Below are 19913 nucleotides of genomic sequence, written 5' to 3'. Positions count from 1 at the left end.
GGCGCGACCCGTGGTCACAAGCTGTTGCAGTCCCACTATTGCGGTCCGACTGTGTCCTTCTTGTGCCCGCCCGCCCCCTCCCCCCCCCCCCTGGGCCTTCGGGGGCGCGGGGAACTGCGCGAGCAACCACAGACGGCCCGCAGACGCATATACGGCACCCCGCGGAGCTCGGCGCGGCTACGCGATGTGGTCCGCCTCCAGCTCCGCGTGGTAGCGCTGCTTGAACTCCGGCATGAGGCGGCGCAGCAGGGCCGCGCCGCGCGGATGCGTCGCGCCGTGCCCGTCCGCGAGGTGTATCTCCAGCGCCTCGACGGTCGGATAGTCGTTGAGCTCGTTCACGTAGTCGACGAAGACCTTGTACGCCATGTCCGCGAACGCCATGTCCTCCGGCGCCGGCTCCTCGGTGTGCGCCATCGGCCCCGCGTTCGGCGCGTGCTGCATCTGCTGCATCTGCTGCTCGGGCACGTTGCCCAGCGGGCGGGTGCGGCCCGGGCCCGCCGGGACCATCACCGGAGTGGGCTCCAGACCCTCGACGTACTGGGGGTCGTACGTGCCCTCGTACGCCTCCTGGGACAGCTGCTGCGCCGCGAACCAGGGGCTCTCGTCGGGGACGGCCGCCTGCGGCCCCGGCTGGGGCTGCGGGGCCTGCTGCTCCTGGGCGTACTCCGGCCGGGGCGCGGGCACCGGCTGGGGCTGGGCTGCGGGTGCGGGTGCGGGTGCCGCCGGGAGCTCGACCGGCTGCGGGGTCGCGCTCACCACGGGGGTCACCGGCGGGGCCGTGGGCAGCAGCGTCGGCTCGATGCCGGCGGCGGCGAGGCCCGCGGGGCCGGTGTCGGCCAGCGGCACGCCGAACTTGGCCAGGCGCAGCGGCATCAGCGACTCGACGGGGGCCTTGCGGCGCCAGGCGCGGCCGTAGCGGGCCTGGAGGCGGGCGCGGTAGACGAGGCGGTCCTGCTCCAGCTTGATGACCTGCTCGTAGGAGCGCAGTTCCCACAGCTTCATACGGCGCCAGAGGCGGAAGGTGGGGACGGGGGAGAGGAGCCAGCGGGTGAGGCGGACGCCTTCCATGTGCTTGTCGGCGGTGATGTCGGCGATGCGGCCCACGGCGTGGCGGGCGGCTTCGACGGCGACGACGAACAGGACCGGGATGACCGCGTGCATGCCGACGCCGAGCGGGTCGGGCCAGGCGGCCGCGCCGTTGAAGGCGATCGTGGCGGCCGTCAGCAGCCAGGCGGTCTGGCGCAGGAGCGGGAAGGGGATGCGGATCCAGGTCAGCAGCAGGTCGAGCGCGAGGAGCACACAGATACCCGCGTCGATGCCGATCGGGAAGACGACGGAGAAGTTCCCGAAACCTTTCTTCTCCGCGAGCGCGCGCACCGCCGCGTAAGAACCCGCGAACCCGATCCCGGCAATGACCACCGCACCCGCGACCACCACCCCGATGAGTATGCGATGCGTGCGCGTCAGCTGCGTCGCGGCCACCCGCGATCCCCCTCCGTCGTGTACAACCGGCGCGCAAAGCCTGGCACATGGATACGGAGTCCTGCCCACAGGGGAGGGCAGGACTCCGTATCGAGCCCGGCTCGTTACCGGTTGCTGCTGTAACCGGCTGCCGCTACTGCTTGCCGCCGTTGGCGGCGACGACCGAGGCCACCGCCTCCTTGGCCGCGCTCTGCGCGTCCTTCATCAGATCACCGGCGTCCGGCGCGTCCGCGCCCTGGTAGCCCGCACCGTTGTGGTCGAGCACGACCACCGCGTTCGCCGTCCGGGCCACGATCACCGCGTACTTGAAGTCCTCGTCCGTCTTGTGCAGGTCGTAGCTGACCGCCGTCGCCTCGTCGCCGATGCCGCTGACCGGCGCCGCCTTCACGTTCTTGGCGCCGTCCGCCGCCTTCGTCGAGGCGAGCAGGCGGGCGTACTCCTTCGCCGCGCGCTGGTCGCCGCTGCCGATCGCCGCGTCCGAGCCGTACCGCTTGAACGAGACGTCCAGCCAGCGGTACTGCGAGCCCTTCACACCCTTGTCGTCCAGACCGTTCCACGAGCAGGTGCCCTGCGAGGCCACGTCCGTCGACTTGCCCGCCGTGCCCGACTTCGACTTCGCCTTCGGCACCAGATTGTCGATCGTCTTCTCCGACAGCGCCTTGCACGGGTCGGGCAGCTTGGCGTACTTGGCCGGGGCGACGGACGACGACGAGGACTGCTTGCCGCTCGGCGTGGCGGCCGAGGACGACGACCCCGAGTCCTTCTTCTTCTCGCCGCCGGAGTCCGACGAGCAGCCCACGGCGACGAGCATCACGGGGACGGCGGCGCAGGCGAGCACACGGGCGAGCCGCGTGCGCGGGGCGGTGGCGGGGGCGGGTCGGTGCATGGTTCTACGCGTTCCTTCGCTGGTCGCTGCTGGCTGGTCGCTCATGGGGTCGCTCAGATGGCCCGGCGCGCTCACTCGCCGAAGAGCTCGGCGAGCTTGGCGGCCAGGCCCTGGGTCTTCTCCTGGAGTTCCTGGCTGTCGGGGGCGGAGGCGTTCGGGGAGCTGGGCTGCTCCGTGTACTCGATGGTCACGATCACATTGGACGTACGGAAGACGACGGTCACGGTACGGCGCTGGGCGGCCGATCCGCTCGCCGTGAGCGCGTCGTCCAGATACGCGGCGTCGCCGAGCCCGGTGAGGATACGCGGCCGGAGCTCGTCGGGGGCGGTGGCGGGCGGGCCGGAGGAGACCGGGGGGGAGGGGGGCGGCGTGGCAGAGGTCGGCGTGGCCGGGGAGGCGGCCTGGTTCTGGACGCGCAGCCCGGCGGAGGGCTTGCCGGAGGGCTTTGTGGAGGGGGTCCCGCTGGGGGTCCCCGGCTTGCCGCTGCCGCTGCCGCTGCCGCCGGTCCGGGGGGCGTCCTTGCCGCCGTCCTTCGGGGCAGGCAGCTTGGCGGCCGACTCCTTCTTCCCGTAGACGGCCTTCGCCCGGTCGTCGTCGCTGACGGCGGGGTCGTACGACACGACCCGCTCGAAGTCGACGAACAGCCGGCGCGCCCCGTCCGGCGCCTCGTCCTTCCAGCGGCAGCCCACCCGCCGGTCCGTGTCGTACGTGAGCTCGGCGGACCCCGCGTACGCCTTGGCCTTCTGGTCGTCCGGCAGCTCGGCGGCGCCCGGCAGCATGTCCTTGAGGACGCCCTTGTTCACGGCCCGGCACGGCTCGGGCAGTGTGCGGTACCGGCCGGGCGGCGCGGCGGCCGCCTTGGGCACGCCCGCCTTGGAGTCCGTGGCTGTGCCGTCGGTGCCGGAGCCCGAGGAGCAGCCCGCGACGAGCGCCACGAGGAGCGCCACACCGGGCACGTACGCCTTTCGCTGCACGGTTCCCAGGCTCCCTTCAGAGGAAAAGCGGTTGCCGCCGGAAGGCGGCGGCTGGACACAATGTCTATCGCACGCGCTGCCGTGAACGCCGGTCCACTGTCCTGTTTGTGGTCTTTGGTGACGGTTTTTGCGCGCCAGGCGCATGATGGCGCAAAGGGATATTTCGGGAAAACCAGTTAAATCACCCAACTAGGGTGACCGTGGAGACTCGGGAGACTCGGGGGAACGAGGAATTATGTCGTACGTAGAGGTACCGGGCGCGCAGGTCCCGATCCGGATGTGGGCGGACCCGGCGACGGTCGAGGACGGCGCGATGCAGCAGCTGCGCAACGTCGCCACCCTGCCGTGGATCAAGGGCCTGGCCGTGATGCCGGACGTCCACTACGGCAAGGGCGCGACGGTGGGTTCGGTCATCGCCATGCACGGCGCGGTCTGCCCGGCGGCGGTCGGCGTCGACATCGGCTGCGGCATGTCCGCGGTCAAGACGTCCCTGACCGCGAACGACCTCCCAGGCGACCTCTCCCGCCTCCGCTCCAAGATCGAACAGGCCATCCCGGTGGGGCGGGGGATGCATGGGGAGGCCGTTGATCCGGGGCGGCTTCACGGGTTCCCGGTGGCGGGGTTCGACGAGCTGTGGGGGCGGTTCGAGGGGATCGCCGAAACGGTCAAATTCCGTCATGAACGTGCCGTAAAGCAGATGGGAACGCTCGGTAGCGGTAATCATATGGTCGAGATCTGTCTCGATGGTGAGGGAGCCGTGTGGCTGATGCTGCACTCCGGTTCTCGGAACATCGGTAAGGAGCTGGCCGAGCACCACATCGGAGTGGCGCAGAAGCTCCCGCACAACCAGGGTCTCGTCGACCGTGACCTGGCGGTGTTTGTCTCGGACACCCCTCAGATGGCGGACTACCGCAATGATCTGTACTGGGCGCAGGAGTACGCCAAGTACAACCGCGCGATCATGATGGCGCTCCTGAAGGACGTGATCCGCAAGGAGTTCAAGAAGGCGAAGCCGACCTTCGAGCCGGAGATCTCCTGCCACCACAACTATGTGGCGGAGGAGCGGTACGAGGGAATGGACCTGCTGGTCACCCGCAAGGGCGCGATCCGCGCGGGCTCCGGAGAGTACGGGATCATTCCGGGCTCGATGGGCACCAGCTCGTACATCGTGAAGGGCCTCGGCAACGAGAAGGCGTTCAACTCGGCCTCGCACGGGGCGGGGCGGCGCATGAGCCGCAATGCGGCGAAGCGGCGGTTCACGACGGAGGACTTGGAGCGGCAGACCCGGGGCGTGGAGTGTCGCAAGGATTCCGGCGTCCTGGACGAGATCCCGGCGGCGTACAAGGACATCGAGCAGGTGATGGAGCACCAGCGCGACCTTGTCGAGGTCGTGGCGAAGCTGAAGCAGTTCATCTGCGTGAAGGGCTGAGCCTTGTGAGGCCGGAGCCCTTGGTCGGCTCCGGCCTCCTGGTCACCTGGGGTCTGCCGGCATCGGGGCCTTTCCGGTGCGCAGGCGCCACAGACGAAGGTGGCAGCTTTTCTCGGTCCGGCCGAGTTCCTCTGCTGCGGCAGTGCTGTTGTTGAGCTCCAGCAGGACCCTGTCCTCCCATTGCTTCCAGCGGCGCTGCGTGTGCGCCACGCGCGTTCCCGGCGGGCGGACCCACGCACCGAGTGCGTCTGCGGCGGCTCGCTTGCGCTCCGAGGACAGGCAGCCCGGGTAGCACAGGTGCGCGCCGAGGGCCTGAGCCGCTTCCTTTGCGCAGAGGATGTTGCAGACGGCGTCGCGCGCATTGCGCGCGATGAGGCGTTCCGTGCCGGTGATCTTCTTCGCGTAGTGGCAGAGGTAGGCGTCAATGGCCGTGCTGGCCGTGGTGAGCGAGACGAATGGGAAGCCCTGTCCCGTGAACTCGAACGCCCTGTCGGTGGCCGCATGGAAACGGTCGGCCGTCGCTCGAACTGCGAGCGTGCGCGCTCCCGGCGTGCGCTGTCGGCCCGTCCGGACGGGCCGACGGCGGGGCGGCGAGGGCTACAGCTCGCGGTGGACCTTTGTGTTGGAGGCCTGGGCTCGGGGGCGGACCACCAGGAGGTCGATGTTGACGTGCGGGGGGCGGGTGACCGCCCAGGTGATCGTTTCCGCCACGTCGTCGGCCGTCAGGGGCTCCGCCACGCCCGCGTAGACCTTCGCGGCCTTCTCGTCGTCGCCGCGGAAGCGGGTCGTGGCGAACTCCTCCGTCTTCACCATGCCGGGCGCGATCTCGATCACGCGGACCGGGCGGCCCACGATCTCCAGGCGCAGGGTCTCGGCGATGATCCGGGCGCCGTTCTTCGCGGCGACATAGCCCGCGCCGCCCTCGTACGTGGCGTGGCCCGCCGTCGACGAGAGGACGACCACCGTGCCGTCGCCGGACGCGTCGAGCGCGGGGAGCAGGGCCTGGGTGACGTTCAGCGTGCCGATGACGTTCGTCTCGTACATCTGGCGCCAGTCGGCCGGGTCGCCGGTGGCGACGGGGTCGGCGCCGAGCGCGCCGCCCGCGTTGTTGACGAGGACGCCGATGGTGCGGAAGGCGCCCGCGAAGGCGTCCACGGCCGCGCGGTCGGTGACGTCGAGGGCGTACGCCGTGGCCTGGTGGCCCGCCTCGTTGATCTCGGCGGCCAGCGCCTCGATGCGGTCCTTGCGGCGCGCGGTGAGCACCACGCGGTAGCCGGCGGCGGCCAGTTGCCGCGCGGTGGCGGCGCCGATGCCGCTGCTCGCGCCCGTGACGACGGCGATGGGGGTCCCGGTGGCGGTCATGGCGTACTCCTCGCGCGAATGATCGGAATGCGGTCAGGATAGGCCGGGCGGGGTGAGGGGCTGGGGGTCGGGGCGGGCGTCGGGGTCCCAGGTTGGCGGGGTGGTCGCCGGGCGCGGGCGTGCTGTCCTCAGCGGCCGCGCGGGGCGTACACGATGACCGCCATCCCGGCCAGGCAGACCAGCGCGCCGGTGATGTCCCAGCGGTCCGGGCGGTAGCCGTCGGCGACCATGCCCCAGGCCAGCGAGCCCGCGACGAACACCCCGCCGTACGCGGCGAGGATCCGGCCGAACTCGGCGTCCGGCTGGAGGGTCGCCACGAACCCGTACACACCGAGCGCGATCACCCCCGCGCCGATCCAGATCCAGCCCCGGTGCTCCCTGACACCCTGCCAGACGAGCCAGGCCCCGCCGATCTCGAAGACGGCGGCGAGGAGGAACAGGAGCACGGAGCGGGCGACCAGCATGGGGACAGAGTCGCACGCATCGGGGTGGCAACCCGGGAATATAAGCCGCTAAAGGTATCTTCCGGGCATGGTTGGGATGTGCGTGTTGCGCGAGATGAGTGGGATTCGTGGGGGGTTGAAGCGGTTCACGGGGGTCTCTGGGCTCGCGGTGGGGGCCGCCGCCGCTCTGGTGGCGGTGTGCGGGCCGTCGGCCGGGGTGGCCCATGGCGGCGCCGCGCACGGTGGTGTGGGTGATCCCGTGGGGCGCATGAGTGTCGGGGGCCGGCCCGCGCCCGGTGCGGCGCTGGGTGGTACGGATGCGGCCGACGGCCTCGGTGGCCGCGGTGCCGGGGGAGTCCCGGCGGCTTCGGGCCCGGGTGCCGTCGCACCGGCCGCTCCCGCCGCTGCTACGGGCCCGGGCGCCGTCGCACCCGCCGCCGAGGCCGATCTCGCCTACCACGGGCACGTCTCCCTCTGGGGCGGGCGCGTCGGTGTGTGGGTCGAGCCGTCGAACCACGGGCCCGCCGCCGTCCCGGACGCCACCGTGCGGCTGCGGTTCTCCGTGCCGCTCTCCGGTGCCGAGCAGCTGCCGCCGGGGTGCCTGCGAGGCAGTCCGGAGACCGTGCTCTGCTCCACGGGTGCGATGCGGGCCGCCGGGGCGGGGCGGGTGATCGCGCTGGACCTGCGTGTCGCGGGCAGCCCGGCCGAGGTCGTCGTGAACATCAACACCTCCTGGAGCGGTGGCACGGGCGACCGCAACCCGGACAACAACACGCACCGGGTGCTGGCGCCTGCCACGGGGGACAAGTACGCGTACTGACTGAGCGACTTCTCGGGGCCTGTCGGGCGGGCCCCTGCGCGAGCCCCTGAAGTCGCTCCCTCGAGTGGATCTTTACGCCTGCCCCGCCGCGACGGCTCCCCGCTCGCCCGCCCAGTGGCGCAGGGCCTCTTCGAGGGCGGCGTCGTCCGGTGTCTCGCTCGCCCATGCCACATGGCCGTCGGGGCGGACCAGGAGCGTGGTGCGACGGGCGCCGTTCCAGTGGGCCCGTATGAGCCGCCGTGCGGACGCCTCGGCCGCGGGTGTCGCCGCCGCGTGTCCGTCCTCGGGCGTCACCAGTACGAACTCGCCCTCACGCAGCAGCTCGTACAGGCGGCCCTCCGCCAGCGCCAGGTCCGGGACGCGCGTCCCCGTCAGGCGGTGGGCGCCGCGCCGTGCCGGGTAGGCGATCCCGATGCCGCTGATCCGGCCCATCGCCTTGTCCCGCGCGGGGCGCACCCCGTTCAGGAGGCGGGCCACGAGGGAACGGGCCGTGCGTTGCACGGGGTTGTGCGCCATGGCGAGCCGGACGATCGCACCGCTGGTGCGCAGCACCGCCGCGCCGACGGGGTGCCGCTCCTCGTGGTAGCTGTCGAGCAGCGCCTCGGGGTCGGCGGTGTCGCCGCGCAGCACGGCGGCGAGCTTCCAGGACAGGTTGGCGGCGTCCTGGATGCCGGTGTTGAGGCCCTGTCCCCCTGCGGGGGAGTGGCAGTGCGCGGCGTCGCCCGCGAGGAAGACGCGGCCCGTCCGGTAGTCGGGGACCTGGCGCTCGTCGCTGTGGAAGCGCGAGAGCCAGCGGGCGTCGTGCATTCCGTAGTCCGTGCCCAGGGCCTGGCGGGTGATCTCGCGGACGTCGTCGAGGTCGATCGGGGCGCTGTCGGGGACCTGGTGCTTCCTGTTCCACCCCATCACCCGGTAGTAGCCGTCGCCGAAGGGGACGATGAAGGCGAAAGCCTCGTCCGAGCCCGCCACGCTGAGCGATCCGCCGGGCTCCTCGGCGAGCTTCACATCGGCCAGCACGATGGACCGGATCACCGAGGTGCCGGGGAACGGCAGGTCCAGGGCGTGGCGCACGGCGCTGCGCAGGCCGTCGGCGCCGACGAGGTAGCGGGCGCGGAGGCGGGAGTCGACGTCGCCGCCGCCCTCCTCGGCTCCCCTCACCTCGGCGGTCACCCCGTCGCCGTCCTGCCGCAGTCCCAGCAGCTCCGTCTCGTAGCGGAACTCCACCCCCGCCTCGCGCGCCCGGCGTTCGAGGAGGTGCTCCACCTCGTACTGCGGTGTCACCAGTAGATACGGGAAGCGCGAGCGCAGGCGGTTCAGGTCGAGGGAGAGGCGGCGGAACAGGCTCATCCGGTCGACCGTGGTACCGGTGTCGACCAGCTCGTCCGCCAGGCCCCGGGCGTCGAGCAGCTCCAGCGTGCGGGCGTGGACACCGAAGGCCCGCGTCATCGTGCTGGTGCCGCGCGGGCGGCGCTCTATGAGCGTGACGCTCAGGCCCGCTGCCGCGAGGTCCCCCGCGAGCAGCAGGCCGGTCGGGCCCGCGCCCACGACGAGAACATCGGCGGTGCCGGTAGGGGCGGTGGTGGTGCCGTTCATAGCGACCTCCTCGGTGCCAACGCTTGTTGGTCAACGCTTGTTGGCAAATGTAGAGCCGTACGGTCTGGCGTGTCAACACCTGTTGGCCTACAGTTGTTGGTATGACGACCGACGCCCCCACCGCCGGGCCCCGCCGCTCCGACGCCACCAAGGCCGCGATCCTCGAAGCCGCCCGCGAGCGCTTCGCGGCCGACGGGTACGAGCGTGCGACCATCCGGGCCATAGCGCGTGACGCGGGCATCGACCCGTCGATGGTGATGCGCTACTACGGGAACAAGGAGGGCCTGTTCGCCGCCGCCTCCGAACTCGACCTGCGCTTCCCGGACCTGGGCGCACTGCCGGACAAACACATCGGAGCCGCCCTCGTCACCCACTTCCTCGACCGGTGGGAGGGCGACGACGTGCTGACCGCGATGCTGCGCGTCGGCGTCACCAACGCTGCCGGGGCCGAGCGGATGCGGGCCGTCCTCGGCGACCAGCTGGGGCCGGTCGCGGCCGGGGTCTGCCCCGACCCCGCCGACGCGCCGCGCCGCGCGGCCCTGGCCGCCTCGCAGATCCTCGGGATGGCGCTCGCGCGGTACGTGCTGAAGTTCCCGCCCGTCGTGGAGATGACCCGCGAGGAGGTGATCGCCTGGCTCGCGCCGACCGTACAGCGCTATCTCACGGCAGAGGCGCCCTGACCGTAGCGTCCGGACGGACGGTAGGCACCGCGCCCCGGCTCGTACGTACGCGCACAATCCCCCCTGGGTAGTCCCTGCGTCGTACAATTTCTGCATGCCGCAGAAGAAGGACGGCCGTGCCCGTCTCATGACCGAGCTCGGCGTCGAGTCGCGCCGCTACATGGCCTCGTACGCCCTGTTCAACCAGGCGCTCGCGGACCATCTGCGACTGCACCCCACCGACCTCCAGTGCCTCAACCTGCTGGGGCTTGAGCCCGGGCCCGTCACCACGGGGCGGATCGCGGAGCTGACCGGGCTCACCACCGGGTCGGCCACCCGCCTCGTCGACCGCCTGGAGAAGGCCGGGTACGTCACGCGCAGGCGCGACACCGAGGACCGGCGCAAGGTCCTGGTCGAGGCGGTGCCCGAGCGGATGGCCGAGTTGGGCGCGGTGTGGGGGAAGCTGAACGGGGCGTGGTTCACCATGTTCGACGCGTACGACGACGGCGAGATCGCGCTGCTCATCGCCCATATGCGGCGGACGGTGGAGCTCTCCGGGGCGCAGATCGAGCGGCTCAGGGGCGGGCAGTTCTGAACCACCGGACGACCGACGACCCAGGGCTTCTGAACCACCGGACGGCTCAGGGCGTCTGAACCGTCGCACGGCTCAGGGTCTCTGACGAGTCGTCAGTGCTCGTGCCCCCGTCTGCCCCGTCGTCAGTGCCCGCCCGTCGCCGCCCCGCCGAACTCCGTCATCGCGTCCTCGACGATCGCCTCCAGGCGGGCGTGGTGGGCGCCGCGCCAGTACACGCGCTCGCACGCCGTGCACTGGGCGAAGACGTCGTACGCGCTGCGCGTCCCGTGCTCCAGGAGCTCGCGGACGGAGTCCTTGTCGGCCTCCCGGAGCGGCGCGTTGCAGGCGGTGCAGCGGGTCCACGGGGCGAGCGCCGGCGCGAACCGCTCCAAGATGTCCCGGAGTTGCTCCTCGGGGCGGTGGCTGTAGACGTACGCGCCCGCCCAGATCTCGCGGCGCCGCAGCAGCCCCCGGTCGCGGGAGAGCAGCACGCGCTGTTCGGCCGCCGAGAGCGTGGCGAGGGCGGGGTCTCCGATGTCCTCGCTCTCGTACGCCGCGTCGACGCCGAGGAGCCGCAACCGGCGCGCCAGCGTGCCCAGATGGACGTCGAGGAGGAAGCGGAGCGGGGCGCCGGGGACCTGCTGAGGGCGGTCGACGGCGTACACCTCGACGCTCTCGTCCGCGCGCGGGATGTGCGAGACGGGTACCTCGTGGCCGTCGACGAGCAGCCGGCCGACCTCGGTCAGCGGGACGCCGAGCGACTCGACGACATGGCCGAGCGTGGACGAGCCGTCCGTGACCACGGCTGTACGCCCCGCGCGGCGCTCGGCCGGGACGAACAGGTGCAGCTCGGGGGCGAATCGACAGTGGATCTCGGGTCCGTTCACGACGTCAGGATGCCATCGGACGGCGGGCGGGAGCCATGTATTTGGGGTGGGTCCGGGTGCGCCCCGGCGGGCTACGGGCGGAACGCTTCGGCGTTCTCCGCCGCCCAGGCCGCGAACGTACGGGACGGGCGGGCCGTCAGTTCCTCGACGCCGCGTGTGACCGCGTCGGGGCGCCCGTCGCATGAGGCGAAGTAGGCGAGCAGCGCGTCGGCGACGGTGGCGTCCATGTACGCGGCCATCGACTCCTTCCACGCCTCGGGGCTCACCGTCTCGACGGCGATCTCGCGGCCGGTCGCGGCGGCGAGCGCGGCGATCTGCTCGGTGGCGGTGAGGGATTCGGGCCCGGTCAGGTGGTATGCGGCGCCGCGCAGCCGGGGCTCGGCGAGCACCGCGTGGGCGGCGTCGGCGACGTCCGCCTCGTGGATGGGGCTGGCCTGGGTGGCGGGGTAGGGGAGGGCGACCGTGCCGGTGGACTTGATCGACCAGGCCCAGCCCGCCGCGTTGCCGGCGAAGGCGCCGGGCCGCAGGAACGTGGCGTCGATGTCCGAGGCCTTCAGGGCCTGTTCGACGGCGAGGTGCCGGCGCGCGATCGGGTTGTCCTCGGCGCCCGTGTACAGGACGGAGCTGGAGGAGAGCAGCACGATGTGTTCGACTCCGGCCGCCTTCGCGTCGGTGAGGAAGGCGTCGATGTGTGCGGGGTTGGCGTACAGGAAGACCTGGCGGACTCCGGTGAGCGCGGCCGGGAAGGTCGCCGGATCGTCGAGGTCGAGCCGTACGGTCGCGACGTCCGGGGGCAGGTCGAGCTTTTCGGGGGCGGCGGAGGCGGCGCGCACGGGGTTTCCGGCGGCGCGGAGCCGCGAGATGAGAGTGGAGCCGACGGTGCCGCGGCTGCCGGTGACGAGGACGGTCATGGGGTTCGCCTTCGGGTGAGGTTTCGGGTCAGGTGGTGAGTGGGGGTCGTTCCGGGGGATCTCGGATACTCGGAACGTGCAGATGCGCTTCACAGGAACTGTGTTCCGCAAAATCTGCGTCACGCAGATAAATATCCGTGAAGAAGGCCCGCCGGTCAAGCGGATTCCGGCGGGCCTTCGGAAGTGGGAGCGGCAGGGGTTGCCGGGCGGGTTACGCGATGGGCTGCCCGTCGGGGCGCTCGACGACCCGGAAGTGGCTCACGATCCGCCGGTTCCCGTCGAGGACATGGAAGGCCACCCCGGGCGGCGAGACGATGTTGACCAGGCCTTCTCCGGTCTCCCACGGCATCCTCAGCGTCGATGTCACGCCCGGCGCGATCAGCAGCTGCAGCCCGGCGAAGGTGGTCGCTGCGGAGGTATGGGCGTGCCCGACGAGCACGGCGGGCACATGGCCGCGCCCCGCCAGGAGTTCGGCCAGCCGGTCGGCGTTGGAGAGGTTGATCGAGTCCAGGTACTCGTGGTGGATCACGGTCGGCGGGTGGTGGAAGGCGATCAGTGTCGGGGTGTCGTCGAGCGCGTCGAGCGTACGGGCCAGCCACTCCAGGGTGGTGTCCTCCAGGACGCCGCCGTCCTCGCCGGGGATGGTCGAGTCGCACATCAGGATCGCGTAATCACCCACCCGGTGCAGGCGGTTGACCGGTGCGTACGGGTCCGGAGTCGCACCGCCCGGCTCGCCCGGCAGATCGAGGAGGCCCTTGCGGTACGCGGCGCGGTCGTCGTGGTTGCCGGGGCAGGTCAGGACCGGCGCGTCGATGCGGGCGAGCAGGTCGGCCGCCTCGGCGTACTCGGCCGGGGTGCCGTGGTCCGCGATGTCGCCGGTGACCAGGACGGCGTCCGGGCGGCGGGACATCGCGTTGATGTACGTGACAACCCGCGCCGCGCGTTCCGCGGCTCGCGCGCCCCCGTCGAGATGCAGATCGCTGATATGGGCAAGCAGCACGGAATCCCCCTGAATGACCTGACCGCAAGCTAATGGTTGACTCGCTTGATTCCATTAGGACCCTAGGACTCTAGGGGGTGCCCGGCGGTACGTACAAGAGCCGATCACATGCCGGTGGCCCGCTCTGGGGCGGCACTGGCCTTCTGTGGCGCGGCGCGCCTACAGTGCCCGGATGAAGATCATCGACCTGGAGCCGGGCGACCCGCGCCTGGCGGACGACCTGCTGCCCGTCCTGCGCGAGCTGCGCCCGCACCTCACCGAGGACCTGTTCCGCGAGATCTACGCCGAGGGGTACGGGCAGGGGCTGCGCTTCTCCGCCGCGTACGGCGAGGACGGGGTGTGCGTGGGCGCGGCCGGGTGGCGGATCGTCGCCACCACGGTCGCGGTCCGCAAGCTGTACGTGGATGACCTCGTGACGGCCGAGACGGCGCGGTCACGGGGTGTCGGCCACGCGCTCCTCGCCCATGTCGAGGGGATCGCGCGCGCCGCCGGGTGCACGTCCCTGAACCTGGACTCCGGCACGCATCGCACGGACGCGCACCGTTTCTACTTCCGTGAGCGGATGGCGGTCACGGCGTTCAACTTCGACAAGAAGCTGGGCTGAGGGGCGCGCGGTGTCCTAGCCGAGCGGCTGCTCCGCGAGGCCCTCGGGGCCGAGGTCAAGGCACCAGTCGTGGGACTTGAGCAGGTGGCCCGGCGGGTACTCGAACTCGACCTCGCCCAGGAGGCGGAACCCGGCCTTGCGGAGGACGACGTTCGAGGCGGCGTTGTCGACGGACGGGTAGGCGTGCAACTCCCGCGGCCCGCCCGCCTCCTGCGCGGCCCGCGCGACCGCCACGATCGCGGCGAGGGCGAGCCCGCGGCCCTGGAACTCCGGCAGGATCCCGTACCCCGTCTCGTACACCTCCTTGCCCTGCCACTCGCGCGGCCAGTACCCGACCGACCCGACGGCCTCGTCCGTCCCGGCGAGCGAAACCCGGAACATCCGGCCCTCGGCGGGCTCGCGCTGACTCAGCGCGACGTACCGCTGCTGCCGGGCCAGCAGCTTCTCCTCGTCCTCCGGGCCGCCGGTGTGGGCGGTCATGGCGGGGGAGTTGGAGTGGTGGAGGAGGGGGAGGTCGTCGATGGACCACGGGGTGAGGTTGATGAGGGTGTCCATGGGGGGACTGTAGGCGGGGGGTCTGACAGGGGGGATCCCCCACCCCGCCCGTTCCCTTAAGCCCTGGGCGGGCGGCCGGGTGGTGGGTTGAGGCTGGCTGTTGGGGGCTGCGCCCCCGGACCCCCCGATTCGTCTGCGGCTTCGGTGGGGGCCGGTCGCGCAGTTCCCCACGCCCCTAAGGCAGAAGGGGCTCGGCCATATTTCGGCTCCCTTCGGCGTGCGAGGAGCGGGGCAGGGGCCGCAGGCCCCGCCCCTTCAGGGGCGCGGGGAACTGCGCGATCAGCCACAGACTGCCCGCAGACGAACGGGGGCCGGGGCGCAGCCCCGCCCGGGGGTCCGGGGGCGTAGCCCCCGGGAAACGAGCCTCAACCCCTACCCACCCCCGGAGGCCACGCGGCGGAGCCGCACATGTCACAGCGGCAACGGGCGGGGTGGGGGAAAGATCACCGATGACCCCGCCCGCACCACCCCAATCCCCCCGCATACAACGCCAACACCACCCCCACCAACGGGTAATACACCACCGGCAGCGGAGCCATCCCCAGCGCCGTGCCCACCGGGGTGAGTGGCAGGAGCAGCCCGGCCGCGGCGAGGGCGGACGCCGCCGGAGTGACCGGGCCGCGGCGGCCACGGCCCGTGCGGAGCAGGAGCATCACCAGCGCCTGGGTGAGCAGGTTCTCCGTGAACCAGCCGGTGTGGAACGACGCCTGGCCCTCCGCGTCGCTGCCCGCGCGCACCGCCCACGCCAGCACCGCGAACGTGTCGAGGTCGGCGGCGGCGTTGAGCAGACCGAAGCCGGTGACGAAGCGCAGCACCTCGCGCGGGCGCAGCCGCAGCGGTCGGCGCAGGGCCGCCGGGTCCTGGCGGTCGTACGCGAACGCCAGCTGCGCCGCGTCGAAGCACAGGTTCTGGACCAGGACCTGCGCCGGGAGCATGGGCAGGAACGGCAGGAGCAGCCCCGCCGTCAGCATCGCTATGACGTTGCCGAAGTTGGAGGAGAGGGTGATCCGCAGATACCCCGCTATCGTGCCGCCGCTGCGGCGGCCCGCCGCGATCGCGTGGTCCAGGGACGTGAGGTCCTTCGCCGCGAGCACGACGTCCGCCGCCTCGCGCGCCACGTCCACCGCGTCGCGCGGGCAGATCCCGACGTCCGAGGCGCGCAGCGCGGGCAGGTCGTTGACGCCGTCGCCCAGGAAGCCGGTGACATGGCCGCGCTCGCGCAGTACGTGGACGATCCGGGCCTTCTGCTCGGGCGTGCAGCGGGCGAACACCGTGGTGCGGGCGGCCAGTTCGGCCAGGTCGGCGTCGGGCAGTCCATCGGTCCGGGCGGCCGTGACCACCTCCCCGGGCGGCAGGCCCAGCTCGCGGCAGGCCCGCGCGGCCGTTCCGGGGTGGTCGCCGGTGAGGACCTTGACCTCGACGCCGCTGTGGGCCAGCGCGGTCAGCGCGGCGGCGGCCGTCTCGGCGGTCGCGTCGCGCAGCCCCACCAGGCCGACGAAGGTGAGCCCGCGCTCGTCGGCCGTCGTGTACGCGCGCGTCCGTGCGGGCCGTTCGCCGAGCGCCACGGCGAGCACCCGCAGCCCGTCGTCGGCGCGGGCGGCGGCGAGCGCGGTGATACGGGAGCGCTCCCCGGCGCCGAGCGCGCACCGCTCCAGGACCTCCTCGACCGCGCCCTTGACGATCAGGGTGTGGCTGCCGAGGCGGTCCGGGGTCCGTATGACGGCGGTGGACAGCCGGCGCACCGGGTCGAAGGGGAGGGCCGCGACGGGATCGTGCTCCAGCGCGTCGAGCCCGCCCGGCAGCCGCTGCTCGGCGGCGTCGAGGAGGGCCTCGTCGAGGGCGTCGGCGGCCGGCACCTCGGCGAGCTGGATTGTCCACAGGCTGTTGGCGGCCGCCCAGCGCAGGACGTCCGGGTCCTCGGCGCCGGACGCGTCCAGGGCGCAGTCGAGGACCGGGCGGTCCTGGGTGAGCGTGCCGGTCTTGTCGACGCAGACGACGTCGACGGCGCCCAGGTCGTGCAGCGCGGGCAGCCGTTTGACGATCACCTCGTGCGTACGGGCCAGGGTGGCCGCGCCCCGGGCCAGCGCCGTGGTGACGATCACGGGCAGCATCTCGGGGGTCAGCCCGACGGCCACAGCCACGGCGAACGGCAGGGTCTCCAGGCCGCGCCCGCGCAGCGCCGCGTTCGCCATCAGGACGAGCGGTGGCGTGAGCAGCATGAATCTGATCAGGATCCAGGAGATGCCGTACACGGAACGGTCGAAGGCGGTCGTACGGCGATCACCTCCGCGTACCTTGCCGTAAGCCCGTTCTCCGAAGGCCCGTTTTCCGAAGGCACGCTTGCCGAGGGCAGCCCCACTGTCGGCCGCCCCACCGTAGGCCGGCTCCCCATGCGCCGCCGCGAACCGCGTGTCCGCGCCGGTCGCGACGACCACTCCCGTACCGCTGCCGGAGGCCACGCTGCTGCCCTGGAAGCACAGCTCCGGGCGGTCGAAGCCGCTCCCGCCCGGGGACGGCTCGTCGGCCGGATGCTTGCGCACCGGGGCCGACTCGCCGGTCAGCGCCGCCTGATGCATCGTCAGCCCGGTCGCGCGCAGCAGCCGCAGATCCGCCGGGACCAGGTCGCCCGGGCCGAGCCGGACCACATCGCCCACCACCACCTGGTCCACCGGGATCTCGCGCGGCGCAGGGTCCGCGTCCGGGCCCGCCCGGCGCACCACGGTCGCCGTGGTCGCCACCAGCTCGCGCAGCCCGGCCGCCGAGCGGTCCGCCCGGTACTCGCCCGCCGCCCGCAGTACGCAGCTCACCGCCACCAGGACCGCGATGACGGCTGCCGTGCCCCACGCCGCGACCAGCGCCGACACCACGGCGAGCGACGAGAGCACCGCCGTGAACGGGTCCCGCAGACTCCGTACGAGCCGGAGCGGCCAGGACGGGGTGCGCCGGGTGGGCAGTACGTTCTCACCGTCGCGCGCGAGGCGGGCGTCGGCCTCGGACTCCAGCAGTCCGCGCGGCCCGGAGTCGAGCGCGCGCAACACCTGTAGCGGGGTACGCCGCTCAGGCGCCCAGGTCACGGACGAGTCCCGGAGTCGCGCCCGCCCCGAGCCGGTCGTCCAGCCGCGCCACGAGCCAGCGCACCAGCTCGGCCACCTCGGGGTCGTCCACCAGGTAGACCACCCGGCGGCCCTCGCGGCGGGAGCGGACGAGCCCGGCGAGCTTCAGCTTCGCCAGGTGCTGGCTGACGGCGGGCAGCGCCCCGCCGACGCGCTCGGCGAGCCCGGTCACGTCCGACTCGCCGTGGCTGAGCGCCCAGACGATGTGCAGCCGCGCGGGCGAGGCGAGCAGCCCGAAGACCCCGGCGGCCTCGCCGAGCACCTTGGCGGAGGGGTCGGAGGACGGATCGGAGGACGGGTCGGCGGGCGCGTCGCCCGACGAACCGGTCAGCTTCTTCACCGGCGCCTCCTGCCCGTGTCCCTACGCGATTCCGTACGCGATTCCGTACGCGATGAAGTCAGGCGGCCAGTCTAGGCGGGGCCACTGACACCGGGCCTTGCCCTCGGCCGCCCGGCCCCGCACCGCCCCCGCTCTACAGCGGTACGAGCGTGACCTCCGTCGCCTTCACGCTCGACCAGACCGCCACGCCCTCCGCCAGCCGCAGCTCGGCCGCCGCCTCCGGGGTGATCTCCGCGACCAGGTCAGGGGCGTCCGGCGAGCCGATCAGGACGCGCAGCCGGCTGCCGGTCGCGGTGATCTCGCGGACCGTGCCGGGCCAGGTGTTGCGGGGGCTGCCGCCGGGCCGGTCGCGGTGGACCGCGACCGACTCCGGCGCGATGATCGCCAACGCGCGGCTGCCGGCGGGCAGTTGCTCGGCCGCGACGATCCGGCCCCCACCGGGCAGCGCGAGCCCGTCCGCGCCGGCCTCGCCCGGCCAGGCGTTGCGGCCCAGCATCCGGGCCACCCACGGGGAGCGCGGGTGGCGGGTCACCTCGGCGGGCGGGGCGTCCTGGAGGGCCCGGCCGCCGTCGAGCACGAGGACGCGGTCCGCCAGCGACACCGCCTCGACCGGGTCGTGCGTGACGATCAGGCAGACCCCGCCGAAGCCGTCGAGGTGGGTGCGCAGGGTGTGGCGGACGCGGGCGCGGGTCGTCTGGTCGAGGGCCGCCAGCGGCTCGTCGAGCAGGAGCAGCCGGGGCCGGGCCGCGAGCGCCCGGGCCAGCGCGACCCGCTGGGCCTGGCCGCCGGAGAGCTGGCCGGGCCTGCGGTGGGCGAGGCGGCCCACGCCGAGCCGGTCCAGCCACGCCTGCGCCTCCCGCCGGGCCTCGGCGCGCGCGACACCCTGGGCGCGCAGCCCGTACGCCGTGTTGGCGAGCGCCGTCATGTGCGGGAACAGCGCGCCGTCCTGCGGTACCCAGGCGACGCCGCGCCGGTGCGGCGGGAGGCCGGTGACGTCCTGGTCGCCCAGGCGCAGTCCGGCACGCGCGCGCGGGGTGAGGCCGAGCAGGGCGCGCAGGAGCGTGGTCTTGCCCGCGCCGTTCTCGCCGACGACGGCGATGGTGGTGCCGGGCGCGGCGTCCAGGGTCAGCTCGGTGAACCCGCTGACCTCGGCGTGGAGCGCCCAGCCCCCGGCGGGGGAGGGGGACTTCGGGGCGTCGGTGGGCGTGGGCCGGTCGGACTCGTACGCGCGGCTCTCCTCCGTACCGAGGCTCTCCTCCGTACGTACGGATACGGAACGCGTCCCGCCCCCCGTCCAGCGGCCGCGCAGGGCGACCAGGACCGCCATCGCGATGGCGAGCAGCAGCAGGGAGACGGAGGTGGCGGCCTCGGGGGAGTTCTGGAGCAGCAGATAGACCTGGAGGGGGAGGGTCTGGGTGGTGCCGGGGAGGTTGCCCGCGAAGGTGATCGTGGCGCCGAACTCGCCCAGCGCGCGCGCCCACGTCAGCGCGGCCCCGGCGGCGAGGCCGGGCGCGACCATCGGCAGCGTGACGGTCAGGAACACCCGGAGCGGGGAGGCGCCGAGCGAGGCCGCGGTCTCCTCGTAGCGGGGGCGCAGCCCGCCGAGCGCGCCCTCCAGGCTGATCACCAGGAACGGCATGGCCACGAAGGTGGCGGCGACGACCGCGCCGGAGGTGTGGAAGGGCAGCGTGATGCCGAAGGTGTCCTCCAGCCACGGCCCGAGCAGGCCGCGCCGCCCGAAGCCGAGCAGCAGCGCCACACCGCCGACGGTCGGCGGCAGCACCATCGGCAGCAGCACGAGCGAGCGCACCAGCGCCTTGCCGGGGAAGTGCACGCGCGCGAGGAGCCAGGCCAGTGGCACTCCCAACACGAGGGACAGGCCGAGCGCCCAGAACGAGACGAGGAGGGACAGTTTCAGCGCCTCGGTGACGCCCGGGCTGGTCAGATGCGTACCGAGGTCGCCCCAGGAGGTGCGGGCCAGGATGCCGACGAGCGGCATCAGCAGGAACGCCACGGCGAGCAGCGCGGGCACCAGCAGGGTGACGGGGGCGCGCAGGCCGCTGGAGCGGGCGCCCCTGCTCCAGCGGTGCGATCGGCTGCTGTTCATCATCGCGGCTTCCTGCGGCTTCCTGCGGCTTCTTGGGGCTTCTTGGGGTGGTGCGGGGCCGGGGGGGCCCCCTTTTCCCCCCCTCTGAAAAAGAAGGCCCAACAAGGGAGCCCCCCCCCTTCCAACCCCCCCCCCCTCAAACCCTCCCCCCCCCCCCACCCCCCCCCCCCCCCC

Annotated in this window: 18 protein-coding genes; 5 read left to right on the top strand and 13 right to left on the bottom strand. The window is 72.7% G+C overall.

From position 1 onward, the window contains the following. Nucleotides 1-177: 177 nt before the first annotated feature. From ACZ499_RS30560 to ACZ499_RS30550, 3 genes are all read right to left on the bottom strand, one after another. Entirely contained in the window at nucleotides 178-1482 is a 1305-nt protein-coding gene (locus ACZ499_RS30560) for a DUF2637 domain-containing protein (protein ID WP_468679447.1), read from the bottom strand. Nucleotides 1483-1615: 133 nt separating this feature from the next. Further along, complete coding sequence (locus tag ACZ499_RS30555; protein WP_468679446.1) at nucleotides 1616-2368, bottom strand: DUF3558 family protein; 753 nt, start codon at nucleotides 2366-2368, stop codon at nucleotides 1616-1618. A gap of 71 nt (nucleotides 2369-2439) precedes the next feature. Beyond that, nucleotides 2440-3342 (bottom strand): DUF3558 domain-containing protein, encoded by a 903-nt coding sequence (locus ACZ499_RS30550; protein ID WP_468679445.1) that lies wholly within the window; start codon nucleotides 3340-3342, stop codon nucleotides 2440-2442. A gap of 235 nt (nucleotides 3343-3577) precedes the next feature. On the opposite strand from ACZ499_RS30550, the gene ACZ499_RS30545 reads away from it, so the two are divergent. After that, nucleotides 3578-4771 carry an RtcB family protein gene (locus ACZ499_RS30545; protein WP_468679444.1) on the top strand — a complete coding sequence of 398 codons (1194 nt, stop codon included), beginning with the start codon at nucleotides 3578-3580 and terminating at the stop codon, nucleotides 4769-4771. A 597-nt stretch (nucleotides 4772-5368) separates the two neighbouring features. On the opposite strand, the gene ACZ499_RS30540 is transcribed toward ACZ499_RS30545, so the two are convergent. Next, nucleotides 5369-6133, bottom strand: a complete 765-nt coding sequence (locus tag ACZ499_RS30540; protein ID WP_468679443.1) for an SDR family NAD(P)-dependent oxidoreductase — start codon at nucleotides 6131-6133, stop codon at nucleotides 5369-5371. A gap of 128 nt (nucleotides 6134-6261) precedes the next feature. Next, nucleotides 6262-6597, bottom strand: a complete 336-nt coding sequence (locus ACZ499_RS30535) for a YnfA family protein (protein WP_371654058.1) — start codon at nucleotides 6595-6597, stop codon at nucleotides 6262-6264. Nucleotides 6598-6844: 247 nt separating this feature from the next. Here ACZ499_RS30535 and ACZ499_RS30530 point away from each other — a divergent pair, with 247 nt between their 5' ends. Beyond that, nucleotides 6845-7396, top strand: a complete 552-nt coding sequence (locus ACZ499_RS30530; RefSeq protein ID WP_468679442.1) for a hypothetical protein — start codon at nucleotides 6845-6847, stop codon at nucleotides 7394-7396. 72 nt (nucleotides 7397-7468) lie between these two features. Here the strand turns inward: ACZ499_RS30530 and ACZ499_RS30525 are convergent, their stop codons facing one another. Further along, nucleotides 7469-8989 (bottom strand): FAD-dependent oxidoreductase, encoded by a 1521-nt coding sequence (locus ACZ499_RS30525; protein WP_468679441.1) that lies wholly within the window; start codon nucleotides 8987-8989, stop codon nucleotides 7469-7471. Nucleotides 8990-9090: 101 nt separating this feature from the next. Between ACZ499_RS30525 and ACZ499_RS30520 the strand changes: the two genes are divergently transcribed. Then, nucleotides 9091-9669: a TetR/AcrR family transcriptional regulator gene (locus tag ACZ499_RS30520; RefSeq protein WP_468679440.1), complete on the top strand. Its 579-nt coding sequence runs from the start codon at nucleotides 9091-9093 to the stop codon at nucleotides 9667-9669. A 94-nt stretch (nucleotides 9670-9763) separates the two neighbouring features. Further along, on the top strand, nucleotides 9764-10243 hold the full coding sequence (locus ACZ499_RS30515) for a MarR family winged helix-turn-helix transcriptional regulator (protein WP_371654062.1): 480 nt from the start codon (nucleotides 9764-9766) through the stop codon (nucleotides 10241-10243). A 122-nt stretch (nucleotides 10244-10365) separates the two neighbouring features. Here ACZ499_RS30515 and ACZ499_RS30510 read toward each other — a convergent pair whose 3' ends face one another. From ACZ499_RS30510 to ACZ499_RS30500, 3 genes are all read right to left on the bottom strand, one after another. Further along, complete coding sequence (locus ACZ499_RS30510) at nucleotides 10366-11109, bottom strand: Mut7-C RNAse domain-containing protein (RefSeq protein WP_468679439.1); 744 nt, start codon at nucleotides 11107-11109, stop codon at nucleotides 10366-10368. Nucleotides 11110-11180: 71 nt separating this feature from the next. Continuing rightward, entirely contained in the window at nucleotides 11181-12020 is an 840-nt protein-coding gene (locus ACZ499_RS30505) for an NAD(P)H-binding protein (protein WP_468679438.1), read from the bottom strand. Between the two features lie 211 nt (nucleotides 12021-12231). Continuing rightward, nucleotides 12232-13020 carry a phosphodiesterase gene (locus tag ACZ499_RS30500; protein WP_468679437.1) on the bottom strand — a complete coding sequence of 263 codons (789 nt, stop codon included), beginning with the start codon at nucleotides 13018-13020 and terminating at the stop codon, nucleotides 12232-12234. A gap of 172 nt (nucleotides 13021-13192) precedes the next feature. On the opposite strand from ACZ499_RS30500, the gene ACZ499_RS30495 reads away from it, so the two are divergent. Beyond that, nucleotides 13193-13624, top strand: a complete 432-nt coding sequence (locus ACZ499_RS30495; RefSeq protein WP_385546748.1) for a GNAT family N-acetyltransferase — start codon at nucleotides 13193-13195, stop codon at nucleotides 13622-13624. 15 nt (nucleotides 13625-13639) lie between these two features. Here ACZ499_RS30495 and ACZ499_RS30490 read toward each other — a convergent pair whose 3' ends face one another. The 4 genes from ACZ499_RS30490 to ACZ499_RS30475 form a co-directional block, all read right to left on the bottom strand. Further along, entirely contained in the window at nucleotides 13640-14179 is a 540-nt protein-coding gene (locus ACZ499_RS30490; protein ID WP_468679436.1) for a GNAT family N-acetyltransferase, read from the bottom strand. A 443-nt stretch (nucleotides 14180-14622) separates the two neighbouring features. Beyond that, nucleotides 14623-17253 carry an HAD-IC family P-type ATPase gene (locus ACZ499_RS30485; RefSeq protein WP_468679435.1) on the bottom strand — a complete coding sequence of 877 codons (2631 nt, stop codon included), beginning with the start codon at nucleotides 17251-17253 and terminating at the stop codon, nucleotides 14623-14625. Continuing rightward, entirely contained in the window at nucleotides 17237-17623 is a 387-nt protein-coding gene (locus ACZ499_RS30480) for an ArsR/SmtB family transcription factor (protein WP_468679472.1), read from the bottom strand. The genes ACZ499_RS30485 and ACZ499_RS30480 overlap by 17 nt, the downstream gene beginning before the upstream one ends. A gap of 142 nt (nucleotides 17624-17765) precedes the next feature. Continuing rightward, on the bottom strand, nucleotides 17766-19739 hold the full coding sequence (locus tag ACZ499_RS30475; RefSeq protein ID WP_468679434.1) for an ABC transporter permease: 1974 nt from the start codon (nucleotides 19737-19739) through the stop codon (nucleotides 17766-17768). Nucleotides 19740-19913 lie beyond the last annotated feature (174 nt).

The sequence above is a fragment of the Streptomyces sp. NPDC031265 genome (genome assembly GCF_055570295.1).
This window is presented reverse-complemented; position numbering and strand designations above follow the sequence as displayed.

Bases quoted from the DNA above. Each gene is read 5' to 3' on its own strand.
- ACZ499_RS30555 (WP_468679446.1), bottom strand. From the start codon at position 2,368: ATGCACCGACCCGCCCCCGCCACCGCCCCGCGCACGCGGCTCGCCCGT.
- ACZ499_RS30545 (WP_468679444.1), top strand. From the start codon at position 3,578: ATGTCGTACGTAGAGGTACCGGGCGCGCAGGTCCCGATCCGGATGTGG.
- ACZ499_RS30540 (WP_468679443.1), bottom strand. From the start codon at position 6,133: ATGACCGCCACCGGGACCCCCATCGCCGTCGTCACGGGCGCGAGCAGC.
- ACZ499_RS30535 (WP_371654058.1), bottom strand. From the start codon at position 6,597: ATGCTGGTCGCCCGCTCCGTGCTCCTGTTCCTCCTCGCCGCCGTCTTC.
- ACZ499_RS30530 (WP_468679442.1), top strand. From the start codon at position 6,845: ATGAGTGTCGGGGGCCGGCCCGCGCCCGGTGCGGCGCTGGGTGGTACG.
- ACZ499_RS30525 (WP_468679441.1), bottom strand. From the start codon at position 8,989: ATGAACGGCACCACCACCGCCCCTACCGGCACCGCCGATGTTCTCGTC.
- ACZ499_RS30520 (WP_468679440.1), top strand. From the start codon at position 9,091: ATGACGACCGACGCCCCCACCGCCGGGCCCCGCCGCTCCGACGCCACC.
- ACZ499_RS30515 (WP_371654062.1), top strand. From the start codon at position 9,764: ATGCCGCAGAAGAAGGACGGCCGTGCCCGTCTCATGACCGAGCTCGGC.
- ACZ499_RS30505 (WP_468679438.1), bottom strand. From the start codon at position 12,020: ATGACCGTCCTCGTCACCGGCAGCCGCGGCACCGTCGGCTCCACTCTC.
- ACZ499_RS30495 (WP_385546748.1), top strand. From the start codon at position 13,193: ATGAAGATCATCGACCTGGAGCCGGGCGACCCGCGCCTGGCGGACGAC.
- ACZ499_RS30490 (WP_468679436.1), bottom strand. From the start codon at position 14,179: ATGGACACCCTCATCAACCTCACCCCGTGGTCCATCGACGACCTCCCC.
- ACZ499_RS30475 (WP_468679434.1), bottom strand. From the start codon at position 19,739: ATGAACAGCAGCCGATCGCACCGCTGGAGCAGGGGCGCCCGCTCCAGC.